The organism is Nostoc sp., from assembly GCF_036919555.1.
Lineage (GTDB): Bacteria > Cyanobacteriota > Cyanobacteriia > Cyanobacteriales > Nostocaceae > Nostoc.
Window position 1 is genome coordinate 79,886 of the sequence record NZ_JBALCS010000018.1, and the last position, 20,563, is coordinate 100,448.

Annotated in this window: 15 protein-coding genes and 6 pseudogenes; 15 read left to right on the forward strand and 6 right to left on the reverse strand. The window is 43.0% G+C overall.

The features are described 5' to 3' along the window. The first annotated feature begins 4 nt into the window (after window positions 1–4). On the forward strand, window positions 5–865 hold the full coding sequence (gene rsmI, locus V7K36_RS06810) for a 16S rRNA (cytidine(1402)-2'-O)-methyltransferase (RefSeq protein WP_335114286.1): 861 nt from the start codon (window positions 5–7) through the stop codon (window positions 863–865). Here rsmI and murD read toward each other — a convergent pair. After that, entirely contained in the window at window positions 830–2,356 is a 1,527-nt protein-coding gene (gene murD, locus V7K36_RS06815; RefSeq protein WP_335114288.1) for a UDP-N-acetylmuramoyl-L-alanine--D-glutamate ligase, read from the reverse strand. The genes rsmI and murD overlap by 36 nt on opposite strands. Before the next feature lie 84 nt (window positions 2,357–2,440). Then, window positions 2,441–4,594 (reverse strand): glycine--tRNA ligase subunit beta, encoded by a 2,154-nt coding sequence (gene glyS / locus V7K36_RS06820; protein ID WP_335114290.1) that lies wholly within the window; start codon window positions 4,592–4,594, stop codon window positions 2,441–2,443. A gap of 297 nt (window positions 4,595–4,891) precedes the next feature. Between glyS and V7K36_RS06825 the strand changes: the two genes are divergently transcribed. The 5 genes from V7K36_RS06825 to V7K36_RS06845 all read left to right on the forward strand — a co-directional run bounded on the left by V7K36_RS06825 (window position 4,892) and on the right by V7K36_RS06845 (window position 11,046). Then, a complete protein-coding gene (locus tag V7K36_RS06825; RefSeq protein ID WP_335114292.1) occupies window positions 4,892–5,482 on the forward strand; it encodes a PEP-CTERM sorting domain-containing protein in 591 nt (196 codons plus the stop codon). A gap of 792 nt (window positions 5,483–6,274) precedes the next feature. Further along, entirely contained in the window at window positions 6,275–7,564 is a 1,290-nt protein-coding gene (locus tag V7K36_RS06830) for a glycosyltransferase family 4 protein (RefSeq protein ID WP_335114294.1), read from the forward strand. Between the two features lie 175 nt (window positions 7,565–7,739). Further along, on the forward strand, window positions 7,740–7,925 hold the full coding sequence (locus V7K36_RS06835; RefSeq protein WP_335114296.1) for a hypothetical protein: 186 nt from the start codon (window positions 7,740–7,742) through the stop codon (window positions 7,923–7,925). Between the two features lie 618 nt (window positions 7,926–8,543). Further along, window positions 8,544–10,190, forward strand: coding sequence for an efflux RND transporter periplasmic adaptor subunit (locus V7K36_RS06840; RefSeq protein WP_335114298.1), 1,647 nt, complete (start codon window positions 8,544–8,546; stop codon window positions 10,188–10,190). A 391-nt stretch (window positions 10,191–10,581) separates the two neighbouring features. Next, a complete protein-coding gene (locus tag V7K36_RS06845; RefSeq protein WP_335114300.1) occupies window positions 10,582–11,046 on the forward strand; it encodes an RpiB/LacA/LacB family sugar-phosphate isomerase in 465 nt (154 codons plus the stop codon). A gap of 83 nt (window positions 11,047–11,129) precedes the next feature. Here V7K36_RS06845 and V7K36_RS06850 read toward each other — a convergent pair. Continuing rightward, window positions 11,130–11,604: pseudogene (locus tag V7K36_RS06850) on the reverse strand (IS630 family transposase); the annotation flags it as partial. Here V7K36_RS06850 and V7K36_RS06855 point away from each other — a divergent pair. The 5 genes and pseudogenes from V7K36_RS06855 to V7K36_RS06880 all read left to right on the forward strand — a co-directional run. Beyond that, window positions 11,594–11,752: pseudogene (locus V7K36_RS06855) on the forward strand (IS5/IS1182 family transposase); the annotation flags it as partial. The pseudogenes V7K36_RS06850 and V7K36_RS06855 overlap by 11 nt on opposite strands. An 88-nt stretch (window positions 11,753–11,840) precedes the next feature. Further along, window positions 11,841–12,191 (forward strand): annotated as a pseudogene (locus V7K36_RS06860) (phospholipid-binding protein). A gap of 50 nt (window positions 12,192–12,241) precedes the next feature. Further along, entirely contained in the window at window positions 12,242–12,709 is a 468-nt protein-coding gene (locus V7K36_RS06865; protein ID WP_335114302.1) for a sunset domain-containing protein, read from the forward strand. A gap of 27 nt (window positions 12,710–12,736) precedes the next feature. Further along, window positions 12,737–13,366: pseudogene (locus V7K36_RS34030) on the forward strand (hypothetical protein); the annotation flags it as partial. A gap of 59 nt (window positions 13,367–13,425) precedes the next feature. Then, window positions 13,426–13,557, forward strand: a complete 132-nt coding sequence (locus V7K36_RS06880; protein ID WP_335114304.1) for a hypothetical protein — start codon at window positions 13,426–13,428, stop codon at window positions 13,555–13,557. Between the two features lie 28 nt (window positions 13,558–13,585). On the opposite strand, the pseudogene V7K36_RS06885 reads toward V7K36_RS06880, so the two are convergent. Beyond that, window positions 13,586–13,921: pseudogene (locus V7K36_RS06885) on the reverse strand (helix-hairpin-helix domain-containing protein); the annotation flags it as partial. A gap of 234 nt (window positions 13,922–14,155) precedes the next feature. Here V7K36_RS06885 and V7K36_RS06890 point away from each other — a divergent pair. From V7K36_RS06890 to thiS, 3 genes are all read left to right on the forward strand, one after another. After that, window positions 14,156–14,305 carry a hypothetical protein gene (locus V7K36_RS06890; protein WP_335114306.1) on the forward strand — a complete coding sequence of 50 codons (150 nt, stop codon included), beginning with the start codon at window positions 14,156–14,158 and terminating at the stop codon, window positions 14,303–14,305. A 200-nt stretch (window positions 14,306–14,505) separates the two neighbouring features. After that, a complete protein-coding gene (locus V7K36_RS06895; RefSeq protein WP_335114307.1) occupies window positions 14,506–15,561 on the forward strand; it encodes a thiamine phosphate synthase in 1,056 nt (351 codons plus the stop codon). Between the two features lie 76 nt (window positions 15,562–15,637). Then, window positions 15,638–15,850: a sulfur carrier protein ThiS gene (thiS, locus tag V7K36_RS06900; RefSeq protein WP_334823239.1), complete on the forward strand. Its 213-nt coding sequence runs from the start codon at window positions 15,638–15,640 to the stop codon at window positions 15,848–15,850. A gap of 371 nt (window positions 15,851–16,221) precedes the next feature. Here thiS and V7K36_RS06905 read toward each other — a convergent pair whose 3' ends face one another. Beyond that, window positions 16,222–17,451 carry a glycosyltransferase family 4 protein gene (locus V7K36_RS06905; RefSeq protein ID WP_335114310.1) on the reverse strand — a complete coding sequence of 410 codons (1,230 nt, stop codon included), beginning with the start codon at window positions 17,449–17,451 and terminating at the stop codon, window positions 16,222–16,224. Window positions 17,452–18,879: 1,428 nt separating this feature from the next. Between V7K36_RS06905 and V7K36_RS06910 the strand changes: the two genes are divergently transcribed. Continuing rightward, on the forward strand, window positions 18,880–19,863 hold the full coding sequence (locus tag V7K36_RS06910) for a DUF1517 domain-containing protein (protein ID WP_335114311.1): 984 nt from the start codon (window positions 18,880–18,882) through the stop codon (window positions 19,861–19,863). Between the two features lie 136 nt (window positions 19,864–19,999). Here the strand turns inward: V7K36_RS06910 and V7K36_RS06915 are convergent. After that, a pseudogene (locus tag V7K36_RS06915) lies at window positions 20,000–20,473 on the reverse strand (sugar O-acetyltransferase); the annotation flags it as partial. Between the last annotated feature and the right edge of the window lie 90 nt (window positions 20,474–20,563).

Sequence of the window (20,563 nt, forward strand, 5' to 3'; positions counted from 1 at the left end):
ACTCATGCAAACCGATCCCAAACCACGAACACTTTACATTGTCGGCACACCAATTGGCAACCTGGAAGATATGACCTTTCGGGCGGTAAGAATTTTGCAGACTGTTGATATCATTGCTGCGGAAGACACACGTCACACAGGGAAACTGCTACAGCATTTTCAAGTTAAGACACCCCTGGTGAGTTACCACGAACATAATCGTACCAGCCGCATCCCAGAATTATTAGAGCATTTAGTTAACGATAAAGCGATCGCTCTGGTGAGCGATGCTGGGATGCCTGGAATTTCCGATCCTGGATATGAACTGGTGAAAGCCTGTATTAAGGCGGGAATTTCAGTAGTTCCCATTCCTGGCGCTAGTGCAGCAATTACTGCATTGAGTGCAGCTGGACTACCAACGGATCGGTTTGTTTTTGAAGGCTTTCTCCCATCTAAAAGTCAACACAGACAAGAACATTTAGAATCTCTGCAAACAGAATCTCGCACATTGATTTTCTATGAATCGCCCCATCGCTTGCGAGATACTTTGCAAGATTTAGCAGAGGTTTGGGGAAGTGATCGCCAAATTGTGCTAGGACGGGAGTTAACTAAATTGTATGAGGAATTTTGGCGAGGGACAATTGCCGAAGCGATCGCACACTACAGCCAACGAGAACCCCAAGGTGAATATACATTAGTGGTGGCGGGAATTCCAGCCAGTCAGCCCCAACTAACAGAAGAGGAATTGAAAGCCGAATTGAAACAGTTAATTAGTCAGGGAATATCGCGATCGCAAGCTAGCCGTCAGTTAGCAAAATTTACTTCCCTTCCCCGTCGCCAACTCTATCAACTAGCTCTTTCTATAGTCCTCACTCCTGAGTCTTGAACCGCTACTACCTACCGAAGCAGAATTTTCCGCATCTGGAATTTCTCTTCTGGTATATTTCCCTCCGCTGGCCCAAGCAAGGCACAACTGACGGAAACGATCGCCCCGCACCTCAAAATTCGGGTACTGGTCGAAACTCGCACAAGCAGGAGATAGCAACACCACAGGCGCTTGATACTCCTTAGCTAATTCTGCTGCTCTAGGAACTGCTATCTCCATAGTTTCAACAATATGATATGTATAATTTCCTACCTCTTGGAGACGTTTAGCAAATGCGGGTGCAGCAGATCCAATCAATAACACAGCAGCAGCTTTGGTTTGAATTTGTGCTAACCAGCCAGTATCATCACCTGCTTTGGCTTCTCCACCGGCAATTAAAATTGCTGGACTTTTCACAGATGCTAAACCAACTTCGGCAGCATCATAATTGGTAGCTTTGCTGTCGTTAATGAAATCAATACCTTCCCAAGTGCAGATATGCTCCAAACGATGGGCAACGCCAGGAAATTCTCGAATCGCAAGTGCGATCGCATTGCGATTAATTCCCGCTAATCGTGCCGTTGCTACTGCCATCAAGAGATTTTGTTGGTTATGTTCTCCCACCATCCGCAAAGTTGATACTTTCACAATCGGTTCTGGTGCAGAGGTTGCAGTCAATTTTTCCACAACCCAGTCGTCTTCGATGTAAAACCCTTTTTCGCTAATCAGAAAATCTTTTCCTTTCACACTTGTCCAATAAGCATCAGGCCAATTACTTAAACCTTGCTGCCTCAAGTAGGCATCATCGCCATTGAACACTTGCAACTCGGACTGACGTAATAACTTGGCTTTGATGTTGTAATAGTTCTCTAAAGTCTTATGGCGACTAAGATGATCCGGTGTGAAAGTCGTCCAAACACCGATACGGGGTGCAAGAGAACTGCAAGATTCTACTTGATAGCTGCTAACTTCCGCAATCACCCAATCGAGTGAGGAGACGCGATTAATCGCGTCTGTACAGGAGTTATCAAGTTTTTCTCCTGCTCCCCCTGCTCCCTGACATAGGGCAACTTCACAAGCAGCGTAACCTATGTTACCGCAGGCGGGTGCATCTAATTCTGCTGCTTGGAAAATGGCAGCAATTAAAGCTGTGGTAGTTGTTTTGCCATTAGTACCTGTAATTCCTACCCAAGGTACGAATTGCAAATTTCGCCAAGCGAGTTCCATTTCCCCAATGGTTTCAATACCTAATTGGCGTGCCTCAACTAATACCGGAATATCCCAAGGCACGCCAGGACTAACGACTATTAATTGGGGTAAATTAGCACCATTCAATTCTAGGGATTGGCCTAGTTTAACGGTTATTTGCTCGGCTGCGAGTTTTTGTTGTTGTTGTAGGAGGGTTTCGGAGGTGTTGCCATCACTCAGCTCTACCTCCCAACCTTCCCGTTTCAACAATCTCGCCGCAGCAACACCGGACTTTCCCAATCCAATAACAGAAGCTCTAGGCATAGATTGCAGCAGAGTGTTCCTGGTTAAGCAGTCCCTATATTAGCGTTTATTGGCAAAAATTACACAGGTTTTTGTTAACCTACGCTACAGATTTTTGACGATCGCACCAAAATCAGCTAAAACACGGGCATGATTGCGAACTAATCCCAGTAAGTGTAATCGATTCCGCTTGACTTCTGGATCGGAGTCCATAACTAAAACGCTATCTGGGCCATCAAAGAAGTTACTAACTGTCGGAGCAATTTTTGTTAGTGCTGCTACTAATAGTTGATAATTTCGTGTCTGCTGTGCTGTTTGAGTTTGCGGTACTGATTCGATTAAGGCATTATACAAAGCTGCCTCAGAGGGTTTTTGGAATAATTCTTGACGAACTACGGTTGTCGGTTCTAGCTGTTTTGTATCCAAATCACCTTGGGCGGCTAATCGTGTAGAACGGTTAACAGTTTCGTAGATGTTATCTAAGGTACTGTCGTTGCGGATTTGTTGTAAGTATAAGGCGCGATCGCGTACATCCAATAAATCCTTTAACGTCCGTTCTGTGTATTCTGGATCATTTTCTCCCAAAACTGCATTTACCAAGTCGTAATCAATCTGCTTTTCTTCTTGCAGTAAGGTGCGGATACGTTGTAAGAAAAACTCTTGTAATGCTGCGGTTAATGATGCCTGATCTTTTTGATATTTTGCTGCAAAATCTGTGGCTATTTGCCTCAATAAATCATCTAAATTTATCAGTAAATTATCAAACCAAACAATTTTAACTACAGCATTAGCAGCACGTCGTAAGGCAAAAGGATCAGAGGAACCAGAGGGAATTAAACCTAAACCAAAGATACTCACCAACGTATCTAATCTATCTGCCAAACCGACAATTTGACCCGTGAGTGTTTCGGGTAAAATATCACCGGCTCCCGTTGGCAAATAATGTTGATAAATAGCTTTTGCTACTTCGGCATCTTCACCACTAGCTAAGGCATATTTTTCTCCCATAATGCCTTGCAATTCCGGGAATTCATACACCATTTGAGTAACCAAATCTGCTTTACATAATAAAGCAGCACGTTGGATTCTTTGGCTTTGATTTTCCTCTAATTCTAATTGGCGGCTAATTTGGTCAGCAATTTTAACTACTCTATCTACCTTGGCACGTAACGAACCCAACTCTTCTTGAAAAGTGACTTTTTCTAACTGGGGTAAAAAGCTTTCTAAAGGCTTAGTTAAATCAGCTTCGTAGAAAAATCTACCATCAGCTAATCTGGCACGAATTACCCTTTCATTCCCGACAGCAACAATAGCTGATTTATGAGGATCACCGTTAGAAATGGTGATGAAATTGGGCAATAATTCTTGATCAAAACTATCCGGTTTGAATACAGGAAAATAACGCTGATGAGTAACCATGACTTCAGTAATTACCTCAGTTGGTAATTCTAAAAATTCTGGTTCAAATTTACCAACAACTATAGAAGGATATTCTACAAGGTTGGTTACTTCCGCTAACAAATCGCGGTAAATTATCGTATATCCGCCTAAATTCTTTGCTACTGCATTTACTTGCTCTTTGATCAGATTTGCCCGTTCTTCTGGGTCAACGGTGACATAAGCAGACTTAAGGGCGGTAACATAATCAGTAGCTTGGGCAATTGTCACAGGTTCAGGATGCAAGACCCGATGACCTTGGGAAATGCGATCGCTATTAATCGTTTTAGAACCATTCACTAATTCTAGAGGTAGCAATGTCTGATCTAACAAAGCTACCAGCCAGCGAATTGGTCGGGAAAACCTCGCATCCCCATTGCCCCAACGCATCAACCGCTTACCTTCCAAACCCCAAATCCACTGAGGAACAAGTTCTGTCAAAATTTCCGCCACAGGACGACCGGGAATTTTTTTGAGAACAAAGACAAATTCCCCTTTGTCAGTGGGGCGAAGAAATAGCGCATCCATTTCCACACCTTGCTTTTTGGCAAAACCTGCTGCTGCTGCTGTCGGCTGACCATCTTTAAAGGCGGCTTGGGCTGGGGGACCTTTAATTTCTTCTTCTCGGTCTGGTTGCTGAGATGGTAGACCTTTAATTACTACCGCCAGCCGCCGGGGAGTACCGTACACCTGGAGACTTTCGCCCTTGAGGCTGTTTGCTTCCAGGCTTTGGGGAATGCGCTGCTGCCATTGCACTAAAGCATCACTGAGAAAACTTGCAGGTAGTTCTTCTGTACCAACTTCTAATAGAAACCCAGGCATAGGATACTGTTTTCAACTTTGCGTAGCTCAACTTTATCAGTTATTATCAGGCGATCGCTCGTGATTTTTAGTCAGCCTTGCCAGATACATCTTTAATGCATAAAGTCGAGTTTAGGTTTGTTAGATAGATTTGGCATTTTATCCAAAACTTCATAAAAAAGTATTTTTCTTCATTGATTTTTTACAACTACTACCGTAGTTTCATGCAGTATTTACTTATACATTTTTTTATCATAAAGTTAGTCTTGTTTATAGATTGATATCTGCATGATTTCAATCAACTTTGGAGTTATAACAATGAAAAACATTTTCGCCAAAATTGCTACGATCGCAGCAACCAGTACTGCTCTTAGTGTAGCAATCGCTGCTGGTGCTAACAACCCAGCCCAAGCTCTTGATTTAAACTTTAACTGGCTAGGTAATGCCGGTTATTCAGCAGTAGGTTCATTCAGCTACGACGAGGCTACAGCACCGACAATTATTTCCGAAAGTGGTAGTGGAGCGACCAAATTTTTACAATCCTTGAATGTCTCCTTCTTAGACCCATCTAAAAATCTTTTGGGAACTTATGACACCGTTAATGGTGGAGTGTCACAATCTCAGTTCTTCACTTTCAACTTTGATACTTCCACTCAGAAATTGTTTGGCCCCTTTGATATAGCTGGAGGAACGGGTGTAATTGGAGAATATTTCTTGCAGGGAAAGGTTGGCGACTCTTTGGCATTACGTCAGGATGTGAATCAACAGGGAAAAGAAATAACGCTAGATCAAAATTCTGGTTCCATTCAAGTATCCAAAGTCCCTGAACCTGCTTCTATCGTGGGTTTACTGGCATTTGGGATGTTGGGTGTAGGTTCAACTTTGAAGAAAAAGCAAGCCTCTTGCTAGAAAGTAGGGCTTCCTAGTTAGAGGTTGCCAAATTTAGTTTAATGAATTTCTATTCTAGCTCCAATAGTTCAGTGAACTGATGAGTTGATCATTCAACCTTATCGGTTTGCAATCGCTCGAATACTTATTAACACAAGTATTCGAGTGATCACAATGAAAAACATTTTCGCCAAAATCGCCCTTACCATTGCGTAGTTGTAGCCCGCACAACGGCCGCGCTCTGTTACCACCGCAGGCATCGCTGGGCAATAGCCCAGATAAAGCTGTTGATTTCAAGTATAAAAAGGCAATATAACAGCTTCAAATACGAAGCTATACAGGACGCTAGTCTTGAAAAGTTCGTGCTTTTTAACTACTCAAAAAAGTAGGATGCTGACCATTGAATCCAATACTGATGACTTGGTTAAAAATACTTAATGTGCCACTTGACAAGCTGGAATGTAGGTTTGCTACACGAGATTAAATATAATGCTACAATTTTCTAAGTGTAAATTTAAGCATTAAATTCCCTTTTAAATTAGTGAAAGCTTATCAGCTGTATGATAAGAAACTTAAATCAATTACCAATTATCAGTGAACACTAATAATTGGTAATTGATAACTAAATAATTAATAACTAATAACTGTTAAAATCCACCGAGAAAAGTCTTAAACAGTCTTGCTAGCAATTGTGATTTCAAAAAATCATCACCTGCTCACAACCTAAATTAAATAATCAAAGTAGAGTGCCTACTGAAATTAGCAATAAATGCGCTCATTTCATGCTGTCTTCACAAAATTTACAAATAGCTCATGCAGATTTTAATCTATTCCTACAACTATCACCCAGAGCCGATTGGAATTGCTCCCTTAATGACTGAATTGGCAGAAGGATTAGTAAAGCGAGGTCATCAAGTGCGGGTGATTACCGGAATGCCCAACTATCCTCAGCGTGAGATTTACGATGGATATCGGGGTAAATGGTACGTTACTGAACAAAAAAATGGCGTCACCATTCAACGAAGTTACCTGCGGATTCAGTCTAAACCCAACCTCCTGGATCGGCTTTTATTGGAGTTGAGCTTTGTTTTCACCAGCTTACCCCAAGCCTTTAAAGGCAGACGTCCCGATGTGATTATCTTAACAATTCCGCCTCTTTTAGGTACGTTACCAGCAACAATATTTGGTTGGTTATACAACTGCCCAGTAGTTCTGAATGTGCAAGATATTCTCCCAGAAGCTGCCGTGAATATTGGGCTATTGAAAAATAAGTGGATGATCCGAACTCTTGCAGCCCTAGAGAAATTTGCATATCGGACTGCAAACACTATTAGCGTCATCGCCGATGGGTTTCGTGAGAATTTAGTGAATAAGGGAGTACCTGTTAATAAAATCGTTTGTATTCCCAATTGGGTGAATGTAAATTTCATCCGCCCTTTACCGAAAGAGAACAACTCCTGGATATGTAGCCATCAACTGGATGGGAAATTTGTAGTACTTTATTCGGGTAACATTGCTCTAACCCAAGGTTTAGAGACAGTAATAGACGCAGCAGTTTGCTTACGTCATATCAGGAAAATTGTCTTTGTGATCGTTGGCGAATCACTAGCATTGCACAGGTTGCAGGAATATTGTCTATTAAATGGAGCCGATAATGTTTTGCTGCTACCATTGCAGCCGCGAGAAAAAATACCCGAAATGCTAGCAGGATCTGATGTTGGGCTAATTGTGCAAAAGCGCAATGTGATTTCGTTCAATATGCCTTCAAAAATACCACTGCTATTGGCGAGTGGTCGCCCGATTGTGGGTTCAGTCCCCGCCACTGGTACTGCTGCTAAAGCAATCGAACTCAGTGGTGGGGGGATAATTGTTGAGCCAGAATCACCCGATGCAATGGCTGCTGCGGTGCATGATTTATATGTTAATCCCGCTCTAGGGGCGAGGCTAGGTAACAGAGGAAGACAGTTTGCCGAAGAAAACTATTCCTTGGAGCAAGCACTTGATCGGTATGAGTGGCTATTTTCTCATATTGTTGCTAACCGAAAATCAACTGTGGGTATTTTACCGAAATTGAATTCTAAAAAATCAGTTGTCGATGGTTGAAGGGCATGGGGCATAGAACAAAACCCTAATTTAGGATAAATTAAATCACCCATTTGGGTGAGTTAAAAATCAACCGATTGGGTGAACTAAGTGTAGGAAGTCGAGACTGCTCAAAAATAGGACTCTAGAGGATACTGATTGATGATTGCACGTCGTTTTTGGTGAGGATAAGTCGATGAAACTTGCAACCTTGATTAATAAAGCAGTTCTGGTATCCTGTCTATGGATGCAACAGATGGTAGGGGCACAGCAATGGTATGCCTCTACGAGTGGTACGCCAGTTCGCCCAAGTCGGGAAACCCGCCCACGCGACGGGCTGCTGTATCCCATGCAATTGAGAACTGCTATATATCTGAATTAATCAGCGTAGGTGTAGCCCGCCGTTTGCGAAGCGTCTCGTTGGCGTAGCCTCTCGTAGAGAAGAGAAGGCATCGCTCCATAGGGTTTTCTTCCCTAAGATCAGTATTGACTACTACTCAAGAGCGATAAACTCATCTGTAACTTATATCAATATTTTCTTCTATGTGGTTATAATGCAAGCAAGCACTTACATCTGCAAGCGGTTGCTTGCAAACGCTCATGGAAAACTTAGCATCAAGGACGGCACAAACTCGTCCCCGCTTGGGAAAGTCAGGAACTAAGGTGTTTGCAACGCAGGAGGCAGTAGGTTCAGTTGATTCGCCTGCAACAACAAGATGAACCGTGCTTTCTCTCGGAGCTAAGGCACTGGGTTTATACTGAGCGAAAAAGTTTTATAAATTACAATAAAAAAATGTTCGGAGTTAAGTAATGTACAAATTAACCATAAAGTGATAGAGGATATTTGTGCGTTTTAGGTGCTAGACATTGTGAGCGATCGCCCAAATACCCAAAGATATTTGTCACCAACATAGAGAAAAAAAGCTAAAAAACTATTAAAACAATGTTTTTTTAGCGAAAAAAAGTAGATTGCCCAAGTTTAAATCCACAAAACGAGAAAATGATGACCCATTCTGAGTTCCCTGATTCTCGCCTTCCCGTTGAAATAGAACAGCCTGCGGTTACTGATTCTAGTCAAGACTTGCAACCATTGCCAAAGCGATCGCCTAAGCCACCTCAAAAGCGGCGTTGGCCTCTAATCTTAGGAATCGTCCTGTTAGTTGCAGGTGTTGGTTTTGGTTGGCGTTGGTGGCAAACTAGTCATGCTACCAATGCACCATCGGGTGCTGGAGCAGGGGCTAGTCAACCAGCAGTTGCCGTCAAGCTAGCAACTGTGAAAAGTGAAACTGTGCAGGAGAGTTCGCAATTTATTGGCTCCTTAGAGGCACCACAGTCTGTACCAATCAAGCCACAGGTTGGAGGGCGAATTACCCAGATTAACATCAAAGAGGGCAACCGTGTTCAACAAGGGCAAGTTATTATTGCTCTACAAATTGATGATGCCCAAGCCCAGCTACGACAAAAACAAGCAGCACTAGAACAAGCACAGGCAAATCTTGTCGAACTCAAAGCAGGGACTCGAAGAGAAATAGTTTCCCAAGCCAAAGCCCAGCTAGATCAAGCCCAAGCAAAATATCAGGATGCTGTATCTGGATCGCTCCCACAGCAAATTCAGCAGGCTGAAGCTCAAGTTAATTCCGCCCAATCCGATCTAGTGTTAGCACAAGCACGAGCAACGCGATACCAGCAATTAACAAAAGAAGGGGCAACTTCTCAAGATAGCCTAGATGAATACGTCAAAAACAAAGGTAGTGCTGAAGCGGCGCTGGTTGCAGCCCAGAAAAACTTAGAGCAACTCCGCAAAAGCAGAACTGCTAATATCCAGCAGCTAGGTGCTGCCTTAGAACAACAGAAAGAATACTATAGGCAACAGGTGAACGGCAATCGCCCCGAAGATATTGCCCAAGGGCGATCGCAAGTCAGCCAAGCAGCGGCTGAAGTCCAGTCGGCTCAAGTCCAACTGCAATACACAAAAGTCCTAGCTCCTTTCACAGGTATTGTTGGTAATATCCCAGTCAAGCTAGGACAGTATGTAGGACAAGGGGATCAGCTGACCACATTGACCAAAAACGACTCTTTAGACCTGAATATATCCATTCCGCTAAATCAAGCCAGAAAGTTGCGCTTGGGATTACCCGTGCAAATGCTGGATGCCCAAGGCCAACCCACAGCAACGGGTAAGATCAGTTTTATCGCCCCAAATGCCAGTTCAGATTCGCAGACAGTTTTGGTGAAAGCTAACTTTGGCAATTTGAGAAATCGATTGCTTAATCTTCAGTCAGTACAAACCAAAGTGATCTGGAATAAAGGTCCAGGAATCTTAATTCCAGTTACAGCAGTAACTCGCTTGGGTGGGGAGACTTTTGTGTTTGTAGCTGAAGCACCGCCCCAAAAGCCTAAAGCTGAAGCACCGCAGGAAAAGCCTACAGATCAAGCACCAACACAAAACCCTAAAGCTGGAACGCCATCTTTAGTAGCTCAACAAAAGCCCGTGAAATTGGGAGCTATTGAGGGGAATAATTATCAAGTTATCGAAGGACTAAAAGCTGGGGACAAAATTGTTGTTTCCGGTATTCTCAGCCTCACCAATGGCGCTCCCATCACTCCTGCACCTGATGAGGCGGCTAGTCCTAGTCCGAAGTCTTGACGTGCTCAATTTCTATCTACCCATTTTCTAATGATGTTTACTTTAAGGAGGCAGAAGGAATCGTTATAAATAAATTTACTTGTTCTGAAACCCTTTTGGCAGAGGGAAGAATTATTTTCTAAAACCTCCTGCCTCCAGCAATAACTGCCCTCTGCCTTTCTTCGGTCGAATTGATCTAGTAATATTGATTTGTTTGGCTAGTTATAATGCTATGTTGCTGGACTCGGTGTTGGAGACATCGCCGTTTTCTTCCTGTCGGAATCTAGACTATTGTCTACTTTTCTGATCAGGTAATTTGGTCAAAAAAACCAATGTAGTAAGCAAATATTGGCATGAATAGTCCCTATTTTGAATAAATTTACATCTTTAAAAGGGGAAAGCGTGAACAGTTATGAGAATTGCTATTGGCAGTGATGAACGCACCAACCTTACCGACAGGATATTGGAAGAACTTAAGCAGCGTGGGCATAAAGTTATACCCTTTGGTTCCCTAGCTGAGAATGATCCTGAAGTTGATTGGCCTCTCAGCTGTAGTAAAGTTGCTTTGGCAGTGACCACCCAGCAAGCAGATGAGGGCATTGTCTTTTGTTGGACTGGTACCGGCGCATCTATTGCCGCCAACAAAGTCTCTGGGATACGTGCAGCATTGTGCCATGATGCCGAGACTGCACGCGGGTCCCGCATCTGGAATCATGCGAATGTCCTTGTATTAAGTTTACGCGCAACTACAGAAGCGATCGCTAAAGAAATATTAGATGCTTGGTTTAGCACACCCTATTCTGATGATGAGTGGAATCTGCTGCAAATGGAGCGGATTAGACAGCTAGAGCAAAGTGCGACGGTATCAAAAATTTAAACTCAGAACTCCGTTGACTACTCATTAATCAGTCTCATATCATGTCCGCTGAATTGCCCATAATATAGCAACCGCCGTGGCGGTTAAAACGCTAGAGATAAGATATGCTCCATCGGATCCCGTAGACACTCACATTGGTCAAGTTGCTTGCGAATGCGACTTTTGAGCCAAGACCAGCATTGCTCAATCTTGTTGAGAACCGGTGAATTTGGGGGTAAGTACAGCAGTTTACAACCTGCTTGCTGAATCAGTTGCTCAATATGACCGCCTTTATGGAACGTGGCATTATCGATTACTACCACCTGTCCTGGTTCCAGCAGAGGAATTAAGCTCTCCTTCTAACCAAATCTCAAACACAATCCGGTTGCAAGAACCAACGCAGGTAAAAGCAGCTATCAGTTGATGGTTACGCAAGGCCGCAATCATATTCACTCGACCTTGCCGCCGCCCTGACTTGAGCGCGTGAAACCGTTGTCCTTTCTCATTCCAGCCATAACCGTAATCTTCTCGATTGTCCATACCTGCTTCATCGACATAAACAATCGGTTGGGTAGTAGAGCGTACACGAGCGTTGCTTGGTCGCTATCGTCGTCTCAGTAAGGATTACGAATATCATCCGCAAACAAGTGAAACGATGATATATGCCGCTATGACAAATCTTATGTTACGTAGATTAGCCCGCAATCATCGTTGCTCGACTACTTAATATTTATTTTATAAACACCCTCTTAGAGAGTGAAGATGAGTGCAATAATTAACTGTATTTAAATATGTACTCACTGGAAATTACGGTTATGGGTTGGTTACAAAGACTATTTGGACAGGAAAAACCGGAAGATGCTCAAGTTAACCCAAATCCGAGTTTAATTGCTTCAGATTCCACTGCTGGAGAAAGCATTCCTTTGGAACGAGTGGGACTAAATGGGGAATATGACCAAAGTGGGTTAGCAAAAAGAGTTGCCTTAGCTTTTGACGAAGATTCGCGCTTCGATGAGATTGATTCTGTCTATATTGCTCAGTTGTGAAGTACTGTAGTTTTAAAGGGAGAAGTACCAACACAAGAGATATTGGCACAATTGGTGGAGATTGCAACTCTTTTGAATGGCGCAAGTGATGTGGTCAGTGATGAAGTCAGCGTGGGATAAAATTTGTGGAATTAAGTATTGCTCGATGTTTAGTAAAAAATAATTTTGCAATGAACAATCAACTCAAATCTCGTCAATTGAGCATAGTACTGACATTATTCACGGTATTAATGTTAGGCAGTTGTGGAAAGAAACCGGAAGAATCTGCTAGTACTACCACTACCCCTCAAACTCCAACGGCTATTTCTCAGGCGAGTCCTGGGTCTGTTACAGAAGGTAATCCTGGGTCTAATAAACAGGCTAGTCCTGCCCCTGGAAATACAACAACTCCTAGCTCTAACAAGTCAATCTCTGGTGATAATAAAACTGCGGTTTTAGCAGCAGGACAAAAGCTAGGAGTGAAACCACAAAGTGAAACCTCTTGCCCAAGTGATGCACTGGTAAAAGGCAAGATTACTAAGAAGAGAGGCAACATTTATCACATTCCTAAATCCCTTGATTACGAAAAAGTCAAGCCAGATATTTGTTTTAAAGACCCAGCAACAGCACAACAGGCAGGTTTCCGCGCGCCCAAGTGATAAAGCACTATTTGAACTGGAAAGGGAAGATTAACCGCTCTACTGCCTCTGCTTTCTCAAGCGTTGTGGATAGAGCAAAGACTGTACGAATTAATCCAAGAACATATCAGTAACCCCAGAAGAAAGGGTGTGAACGACTTAGCATCAATAGACACACGTAAAAATACATTGTTGCCTGACAGCAAGTATTCTTTTGGGTTTGGTGCGCCAACGGACTTGGCACTACCGATAATTGCATCCTATAGGGCAATACAGTTCAGTTAAGGATAATTGTAGGTTGGGTTGAACATTCGTGTTACCCAACAAACCCTGCAAAATGTTGGGTTTCGTTCCTCAACCCAACCTACGCGTGTTAAGGTTTTTGGCTCTAACCCAAGCGTATTGTCCTATAGGGTATTTTTGGATCAAGACTATAAATGGATTCTGCCGTTTAACGAATTTGCCGAAGATTTTCTGCAACACCTGTGGACGAACTATTTCCGTAAATATTTAGTATCGGAAAAAACAGCAGGAAATACAATAGGCAAGAAAATCAGTCGCAACCAAGAAATTTGGGAAAGTTTGTACATTTCAGCGCAAAGTTATTTGAATCAGCACTTGATGCAAATGGTTAACTCCGGTAAGAAGCGGGAAAAATTAACGCTGACTTCAGGCTAAAACCAGTAAGCTGGAGAGAAATAGTGCGAATTATTCAGGCTTTTCAGTCGAGCAAATGTTTGCTTAGAAAGCGTTTGGGGGTTTCCCAAAAAAGAATCTGCGATCGCTATAAAGCGGGGGCTTGCGCCATCGCTCTCTGTATTCTGTCATATAGCGATCGCTCTGATGGTTCGATTAAACTGGCGATCTAGCGATCATCTTTACCTACAACAAATTATCCTGCTCTCTAATCAGGTCGTCTGCTAGAGCCATATCTTTGATGATGAGAGCGATGCCTTCGGCAACCCGAAGCGGGAACGCTTCTTGCGTGGGTTGGTGAGATTCAGTAGTCAGCAGTTTGATTACCGACTCAATCAATGCGCTTTGTGGTAAGTAACAATGGCCATCTTCGGGGGCTTCACTTAGACAGTGGGTAATCCCCGCACGGTAACGAAATTCTGAGTCCGGGGCAATTCCTATATTCCTCGCAATCTTGTCAGCAGTCAGAAAACCAATCTCGTAGATGTCGGCTGCTAACTGGTAAGGGTTTTTGGTAACGGTAGCGATCGCCTCATCCTTGTTAGGGGGGATCTAAAAGTGCCAAAAGTCACAGCGAAACACTTTTAAAACAACCTCTAAGATGCTGTGCAATTTTACCCCTGGCTATAATCGAAGAAAACCCTTCTAAAACACTAAGTATTACAGCAAATAAATTGTTAAAAGACATCGAAAATATAGGTGGATTACCAGAATATTGGATCGAGTGAATATGCAAAAGTCGTAAAGTGAAAAAGAATGTAGAGACGTTATATGGAAGTGACTTTTAGCATGGGTCGCTCTAACTGGATTGCAAGTACTTATGATGCGATTGGGACTGGTATTGGTGCTTGGCAGACTGGAACTCATATCCGCGAAGGACGATTGGAGTGGAGTGATGTTTACCGTAAAATACTTGACTAATCTTAGTGCGAAACTGTAGCCTCAAACTACCCCGATCGCTGCCTATAAGAACATGGGACAATTGACTGTAACCCTCGCTACCACCTTGTCTTGCGTAGATTTAGTAAAAATTGAGTAAAAAAAAGCAAATTAATTAACTTATGCTTACTAGGACATATGATAATTCACATTTCGATGAAAGCACTAACGGGGTTGTTGTAATGGTCGAGCCATACAGCCAAAAAGAGCAAATACAGCAGGTTGTCTACCGCATTTTAGACGCCAATTTAGACCGCGCTCGTGAGGGCTTGCGAATTATTGAGGAATGGTGTCGGTTTGGATTGAATAATGCCCAGTTCTCCCTTGAATGCAAGCGTCTGCGACAAGAGATAGCCCAGTGGCATACTTCGGAATTACGGGCGGCGCGAGATACACCAGGCGATGCTGGGACTGAGTTAACCCATCCTCAGGAAGAACAACGAGCTAGTATCAAATCAGTGTTGCAAGCTAACTTTTGCCGCATCGAAGAAGCATTGCGGGTGTTGGAAGAATACAGCAAGCTTTACCAGCCTAATATGGCTAAAGCTTGTAAGCAGATGCGCTATCAGGTTTATACCCTAGAAAGTAGTTTAATGGGTCATCAGCGCCATCAATTGTTGTGGCGATCGCGTCTGTATTTTGTTACTTCCCCTAGTGAAACTTTGTTGAACACCGTCGAAGCTGCACTCAAAGGTGGATTAACGCTCCTACAGTACCGCGACAAAACTGCCGATGATTCTTTGCGTCTGGAACAAGCGAGAAAACTCCGGCAGTTATGCCAGATCTACGGCACTTTGTTTATTGTTAACGATCGCGTGGATTTGGCTTTAGCAGTCAATGCAGATGGAGTCCATCTGGGACAACAAGATATGCCTATTGCTGTTGCTCGACAATTACTCGGTTCCCAGCGTCTGATAGGTCTTTCTACCACAAATAAAGAAGAAATGCAAGCAGCAATTGCTGAAGGTGTAGATTACATTGGCGTGGGGCCAGTTTATGAAACTCCCACGAAAGTAGGTAAGGCAGCAACAGGTTTAGAATATGTCAGCTATGCTGCCAAAAATTGCTCAATTCCCTGGTTTGCCATTGGCGGAATAGATGCAAATAATATCAATGATGTGATTGATGCAGGAGCCGAACGTGTAGCGGTGGTGCGATCGCTCATCCAAGCCGAACAGCCTACCCTGGTGACGCAATATTTGCTCTCCCAACTCAATCGCATCAAACCAGAACTTTAAAAGAGTGATTAGTCATTTGTCATTAGTCATTTGTCCAAAGTGATAACCAATGCCCAATTCCCCATTCCCCACATTTATGTCTAATGAGATTACGATTCAGGTCAATGGGGAAACCCATAGCTGCTCGTTTCAAAGTTCTTTACCCGATTTGCTCCAACAGTTAGGTTTTAACCCCCGCTTGGTGGCTGTAGAGTATAACGGCGAAATTTTACACCGCCAGTTTTGGCCGCAAACAAAAGTGCAACCAGGCGATCGCTTAGAAGTGGTAACTATTGTTGGTGGTGGTTAGTTGATGTGAGCCAGCAAGCCCAAATCCTTGTAACACCGAAGGGATAGCCATTGGAAAAAAGATTTGGGTGTACGTCATATGATGTCCGGGCAATTAAGCATAATATTTGGAACCCCACCCCGCCAAAGCTACCCTTTAGCTCCCCTAAGAGCCTGCGGGGAGCAGGGTGGTTTCATACAAGCAGAGAAAAAATAAAACTGAGTTTCAAAGCCTCTCGACCCTTGCCTAACGGCAGGCTGACGCCAACGGGGAGAGGAATGGAAGTGGGGTAAAAAGCCATGTCACAAACCATGAGTGACTGCCATCTCAACACTGACAGCCGTACAGGTACAGTGTGAGCCTTCTTGCTGTTTAAGGTAATTTTTTACCAATCACAAAATTGGGTTTCTTCCCTCTGATTTGTAAAGCGATCGATGAAGGGTTTTACGCTTGGCTAATTCTTTACCTTTGCGGCCGAGTTGCTCACGTAGTTGCTGGTCTTTGCACAATCGATTGAAAGCTTGGAAAACTTCATAACCAGAATTGGGATTAACTAGTATGCCATTTTCCTCGTGCTGAACTATGTCTAGAACACCGCCTAAACGAGAGGTAATTACAGGTTTACCGAAGTAACTTGCTTCTAAATAAACCATACCAAAACCTTCCATAATATTAGGCTTAGTATCCAATAAAGTCAGCATGGCAAATATGTCGCAAGCTGCATAATAACCTGCTAATTCCCGCTCTGGAACATATCCGGCAAAGTGTACGCGCTTATCTACCCGCAAACGATGCGCCAGAGATTTCAGTTCCGACTCACAAGATCCTTGACCGCAAAGTATATAGTGGACATCGATCCCAAAAGTCATCAATAGTGGGATATTATCAATAACTAGGTCGAAACCTTTATGTTTTACTAGCCTTCCTACCGAGAGAATAACTATTGCTCTTTCGGCAATGTTGTATGTCTGACGCACGCGAACACGTAAATCATCAAGGCTATTTGGACTTGCTACATTACCAAATTTTTCTGGTCTGATTACTGGGTTGATGACGTGGGTAGGAGTATCTAATCGCAAAGCAGTTCTGAGATAGTCTTGTGTATAAGAACTGTTACAAACAATACCTTCGGCTCGTTTGAGTGTTAGTTTAAAGAGCGATCGCAACACGGGATTGTGTAAAGTAGAAAGAAGATCATTGCCGTGCAGATAGATAAAAAAGCGAATAGGTAAGAAATAGCTCAATAGCAACAGTGAAGGAAAGTCATAGCCGTGACCCCACTCTATATAACGGTAGTGATAGCGAAAATAGAGTTTGATTGCTAGCACAAATGAGCAGACGATATTGACCCAAGGTTTCAAGATACTTCCTATACAGCCACTACGCCAGAATCTAGGATAATACCAGCGATACACGGGAAACTGTTGACCTTCGTCAAATACTTTATCTCCTGAGCAACTAGCCGCTAGCACAATAACTCGTTCTGGATCTTGGAGACAGCGATCGTAGATATATTCCCCAATTACAGCTTCTTTCGGCAGGAAGATTCGGGATATCACTAGGATATCCGGGTATGCAGCTTTGTCTCTAATTTCGGCTGTTAGTTGAGAAATATGTTCCATAATCAAGTTGATGACTACATTTCAAATAATTTTTAATTTATTTACCTTAAACAGCAAGAAGGCTCACACCGTAATCTCCGATTCGGTGTTGAGATGGCAGTCGCTCATGGGGGAAACCCCCTCTTCCCGCGCTACCTCATGAATTGCGCGTGAGTCGAGTTGTGTAGTTTGATTGTATTTGAGCGTAGCGAAAACAGAGAAAACTTGATTCGACCAGACGAACAAAATATTGAGTGAATCATGGCTTTTTTTGATAAAATTACTTTGGTCGATGACCCACCCGACTGTATGGAACAGACAGGCTAACTTCAAAGTAGTCAGACTTGCCGCAGCAACATCAGAGATCGGGAAAGGAGCATTTCTAGCTGGTATGCCATTGCACTAAATCCGAGGAATGTTGTACGAACAAAAATTAAACTGCCTATGGAAGATGGGCGCCTGCCTGGGTTCTCTCTTGAAGAGATAAAGGTCGAAAGACCAGAGATGCTGTGTAAGACCAAGTTAAACATGGGTTTTATGAGGCGACGGCGGATGAGACGGGAAGCCTACACTGTATGCGAAGCATCAGTGTAGGTACTTCACAATTAGGATTACTTTTAAAGCCATATTTATTATTTTATTTCTTTTAAAACGAATCTGGTAGACAAATTTAAAGGCTATTTTTGAAGATTCGCCACGAAGATTGTTTTTTTATTGTGTTAATTTTATTTTTTCTGCAAATTTCTCACTACTTGAGAATTTCTGTGGATGATAAACAATAAAAGCTAACACTTGTAGCCAAATTGCTCAGTGAACAACTCTTGGGAAAATTACGAAATTTAGCTACGTTTAATAGAATATCCTGAATACCCTGGACTATTGTGCCAAAATGCCAAAAGTTTGGATAAGTATTTGATAGCTATCTGGTGTCTGACTAGTATTACTGATGGGCATCGTGGACACTTGCTAGCCTGTATATATGCGTAAATATAAAGATACTAGATGTAGCAAATGCTGCTCATAATTTAAAAAAATATATCCTCCCACCTTGTGACAAAACAAGTATGATAAAATTTTAAAAAAATTAGTTAAAATAATCACTAAAAATTAAAATCATCTGTATAATTCAAAACTGTAGTCTGAAAGTGCTAGTCCTAAGACGTAGCAACAATTGCTCGTTGGCGTAGCCCGTCGTAGACATCGCAAATTTGTGTGATGATGAACATATCTTAAGGTACGGTTCCCCAGTCGAGAAATCCCCCCTGCGATCGCTGCCTACCCAACATCAGACGCGGTAAATTGAATATGTAGCCTTTAAAAGTAAATGCTACGTGAATGCTACAAACTCGCTTGCTGCTTACGGGTTGGCGTTAGCGACATACCGCAACACTCCTAAGAGCATGGGGAGAAATCATAAAAAATTCTGTTTTTCAAGCGACTGTATGTATTATGCGTAAAAAACTACAACAAAGCATCAAACCTCTGTTAAAAACCTTCTTAGCCCTAGTCCTGGTGTTAGCTTTGGCTCTTGGTCACGCCGATGGAGCATTAGCAGCCCGCAGTGGGGGTAGGATCGGTGGTGGCTCCTTTAGAGCGCCTTCCAGTCGCACCTATGCACCGCGCACCTATGCACCTCCTGGTGGGGGCGGATACTATCCTGGTGGTGGCTTTGGTGGTGGCTTTGGCTTTCCCTTCCTAATTCCCTTCTGGGGTATTGGAGGAGGATTTGGTGGTATATTTACCATCTTAATTTTCTTGGCGATCGCTAATTTCTTATTGCAAACTTTCCGCCGCGTCTCTAGTGGTGAAACGGGTGAAGCAGATTACAGCAGCAACTCTCCTGTTTCGGTAACTCGTTTGCAAGTAGGTTTGTTAGCTCAAGCTCGTGAATTGCAAAGTGAACTCAACCACATTGCTGAAACTGCTGATACTAACACCCCAGAGGGGAGAGCAGAAGTTCTACAAGAAGCCAGCCTAGCTTTACTCCGCCATCCCGAATACTTTGTATATGCAGGTGGTGGGACTCAACAAGCAAGTTTAAATTCAGCTGAAAGTCAATTTAATCGGCTGTCACTGGCAGAACGCAGCAAGTTTAGCGAAGAAACTCTGTCTAATGTCAACAACCAGCTAAAAGCAGCCCTTGCCAAAGATGCTTTACCCTCGGCTGGTGAACTCGATAACCCCACCCGCTTATTTACCGAAGGCCCTGGTGAATACATTATCGTCACTTTGCTGGCGGCGACATTAGGTAAGTTTGAAATCCCCACAGCGATTAACAGTGCTGATGATTTGCGTCAAGCTTTGCGGCAAATTGGTAGTCTTCCTAGCGAAAAACTGCTGGCAATTGAAGTTCTTTGGACTCCGCAAGCTGAAAATGATACCCTGACATCTGATGATGTCTTGGCAAATTATCCTGATTTGAGACTTGTTTAATCTCTAAAAAATTTTTCGCTTTAGGTTCCACTTCGAGGGCAACCACTAAAAAACCGCTTGTCATTCACAAGCGGTTTTTTGGATGATAGCGAAACCCAAGAAGCGATCGCAGACTGGCTCTAATAAGTTTTAAATTCTAGGACAAATGCCGAATGACGCGGCAGGGATTGCCAGCAGCGACAACATTCTCAGGTATATCTTTGACAACTACGCTACCAGCACCAATGGTTGTGTTATCACCAATAGTTACACCTGGACAAATAATTGCATTGCCACCAATCCAGACATTATTACCAATGTTAATTGGGGCAGCTAATTCTCTACCAGAAAGACGAATTTTCGGCTCTGTCGGGTGATAAGCAGTATAAATTTGCACATAAGGAGCGCACAAGACATTTTCACCAATGTGAACTGTATTGCAGTCTAAAATCACGCAGCCATAGTTCATATACAATCTGTCGCCAGCAAAAATATTACTGCCATAGTCACAGTGAAAGGGCGGCACAATTGATACTTTCTGACCTACTTTCCCAAATAATTCTTGCAAAATTTGTTGCCGTTGCTCTTGCTGTTCTTCAGTTGTGGAATTGTAACTTCGCAACAGACGACTAGTACAGCTTGGCGGAAATAAACAGACTATTAGATAGCCAGGACTTTACCCTTGTAAGTCCACTTAAAAGGTTTAGCCATTGTTTTATTA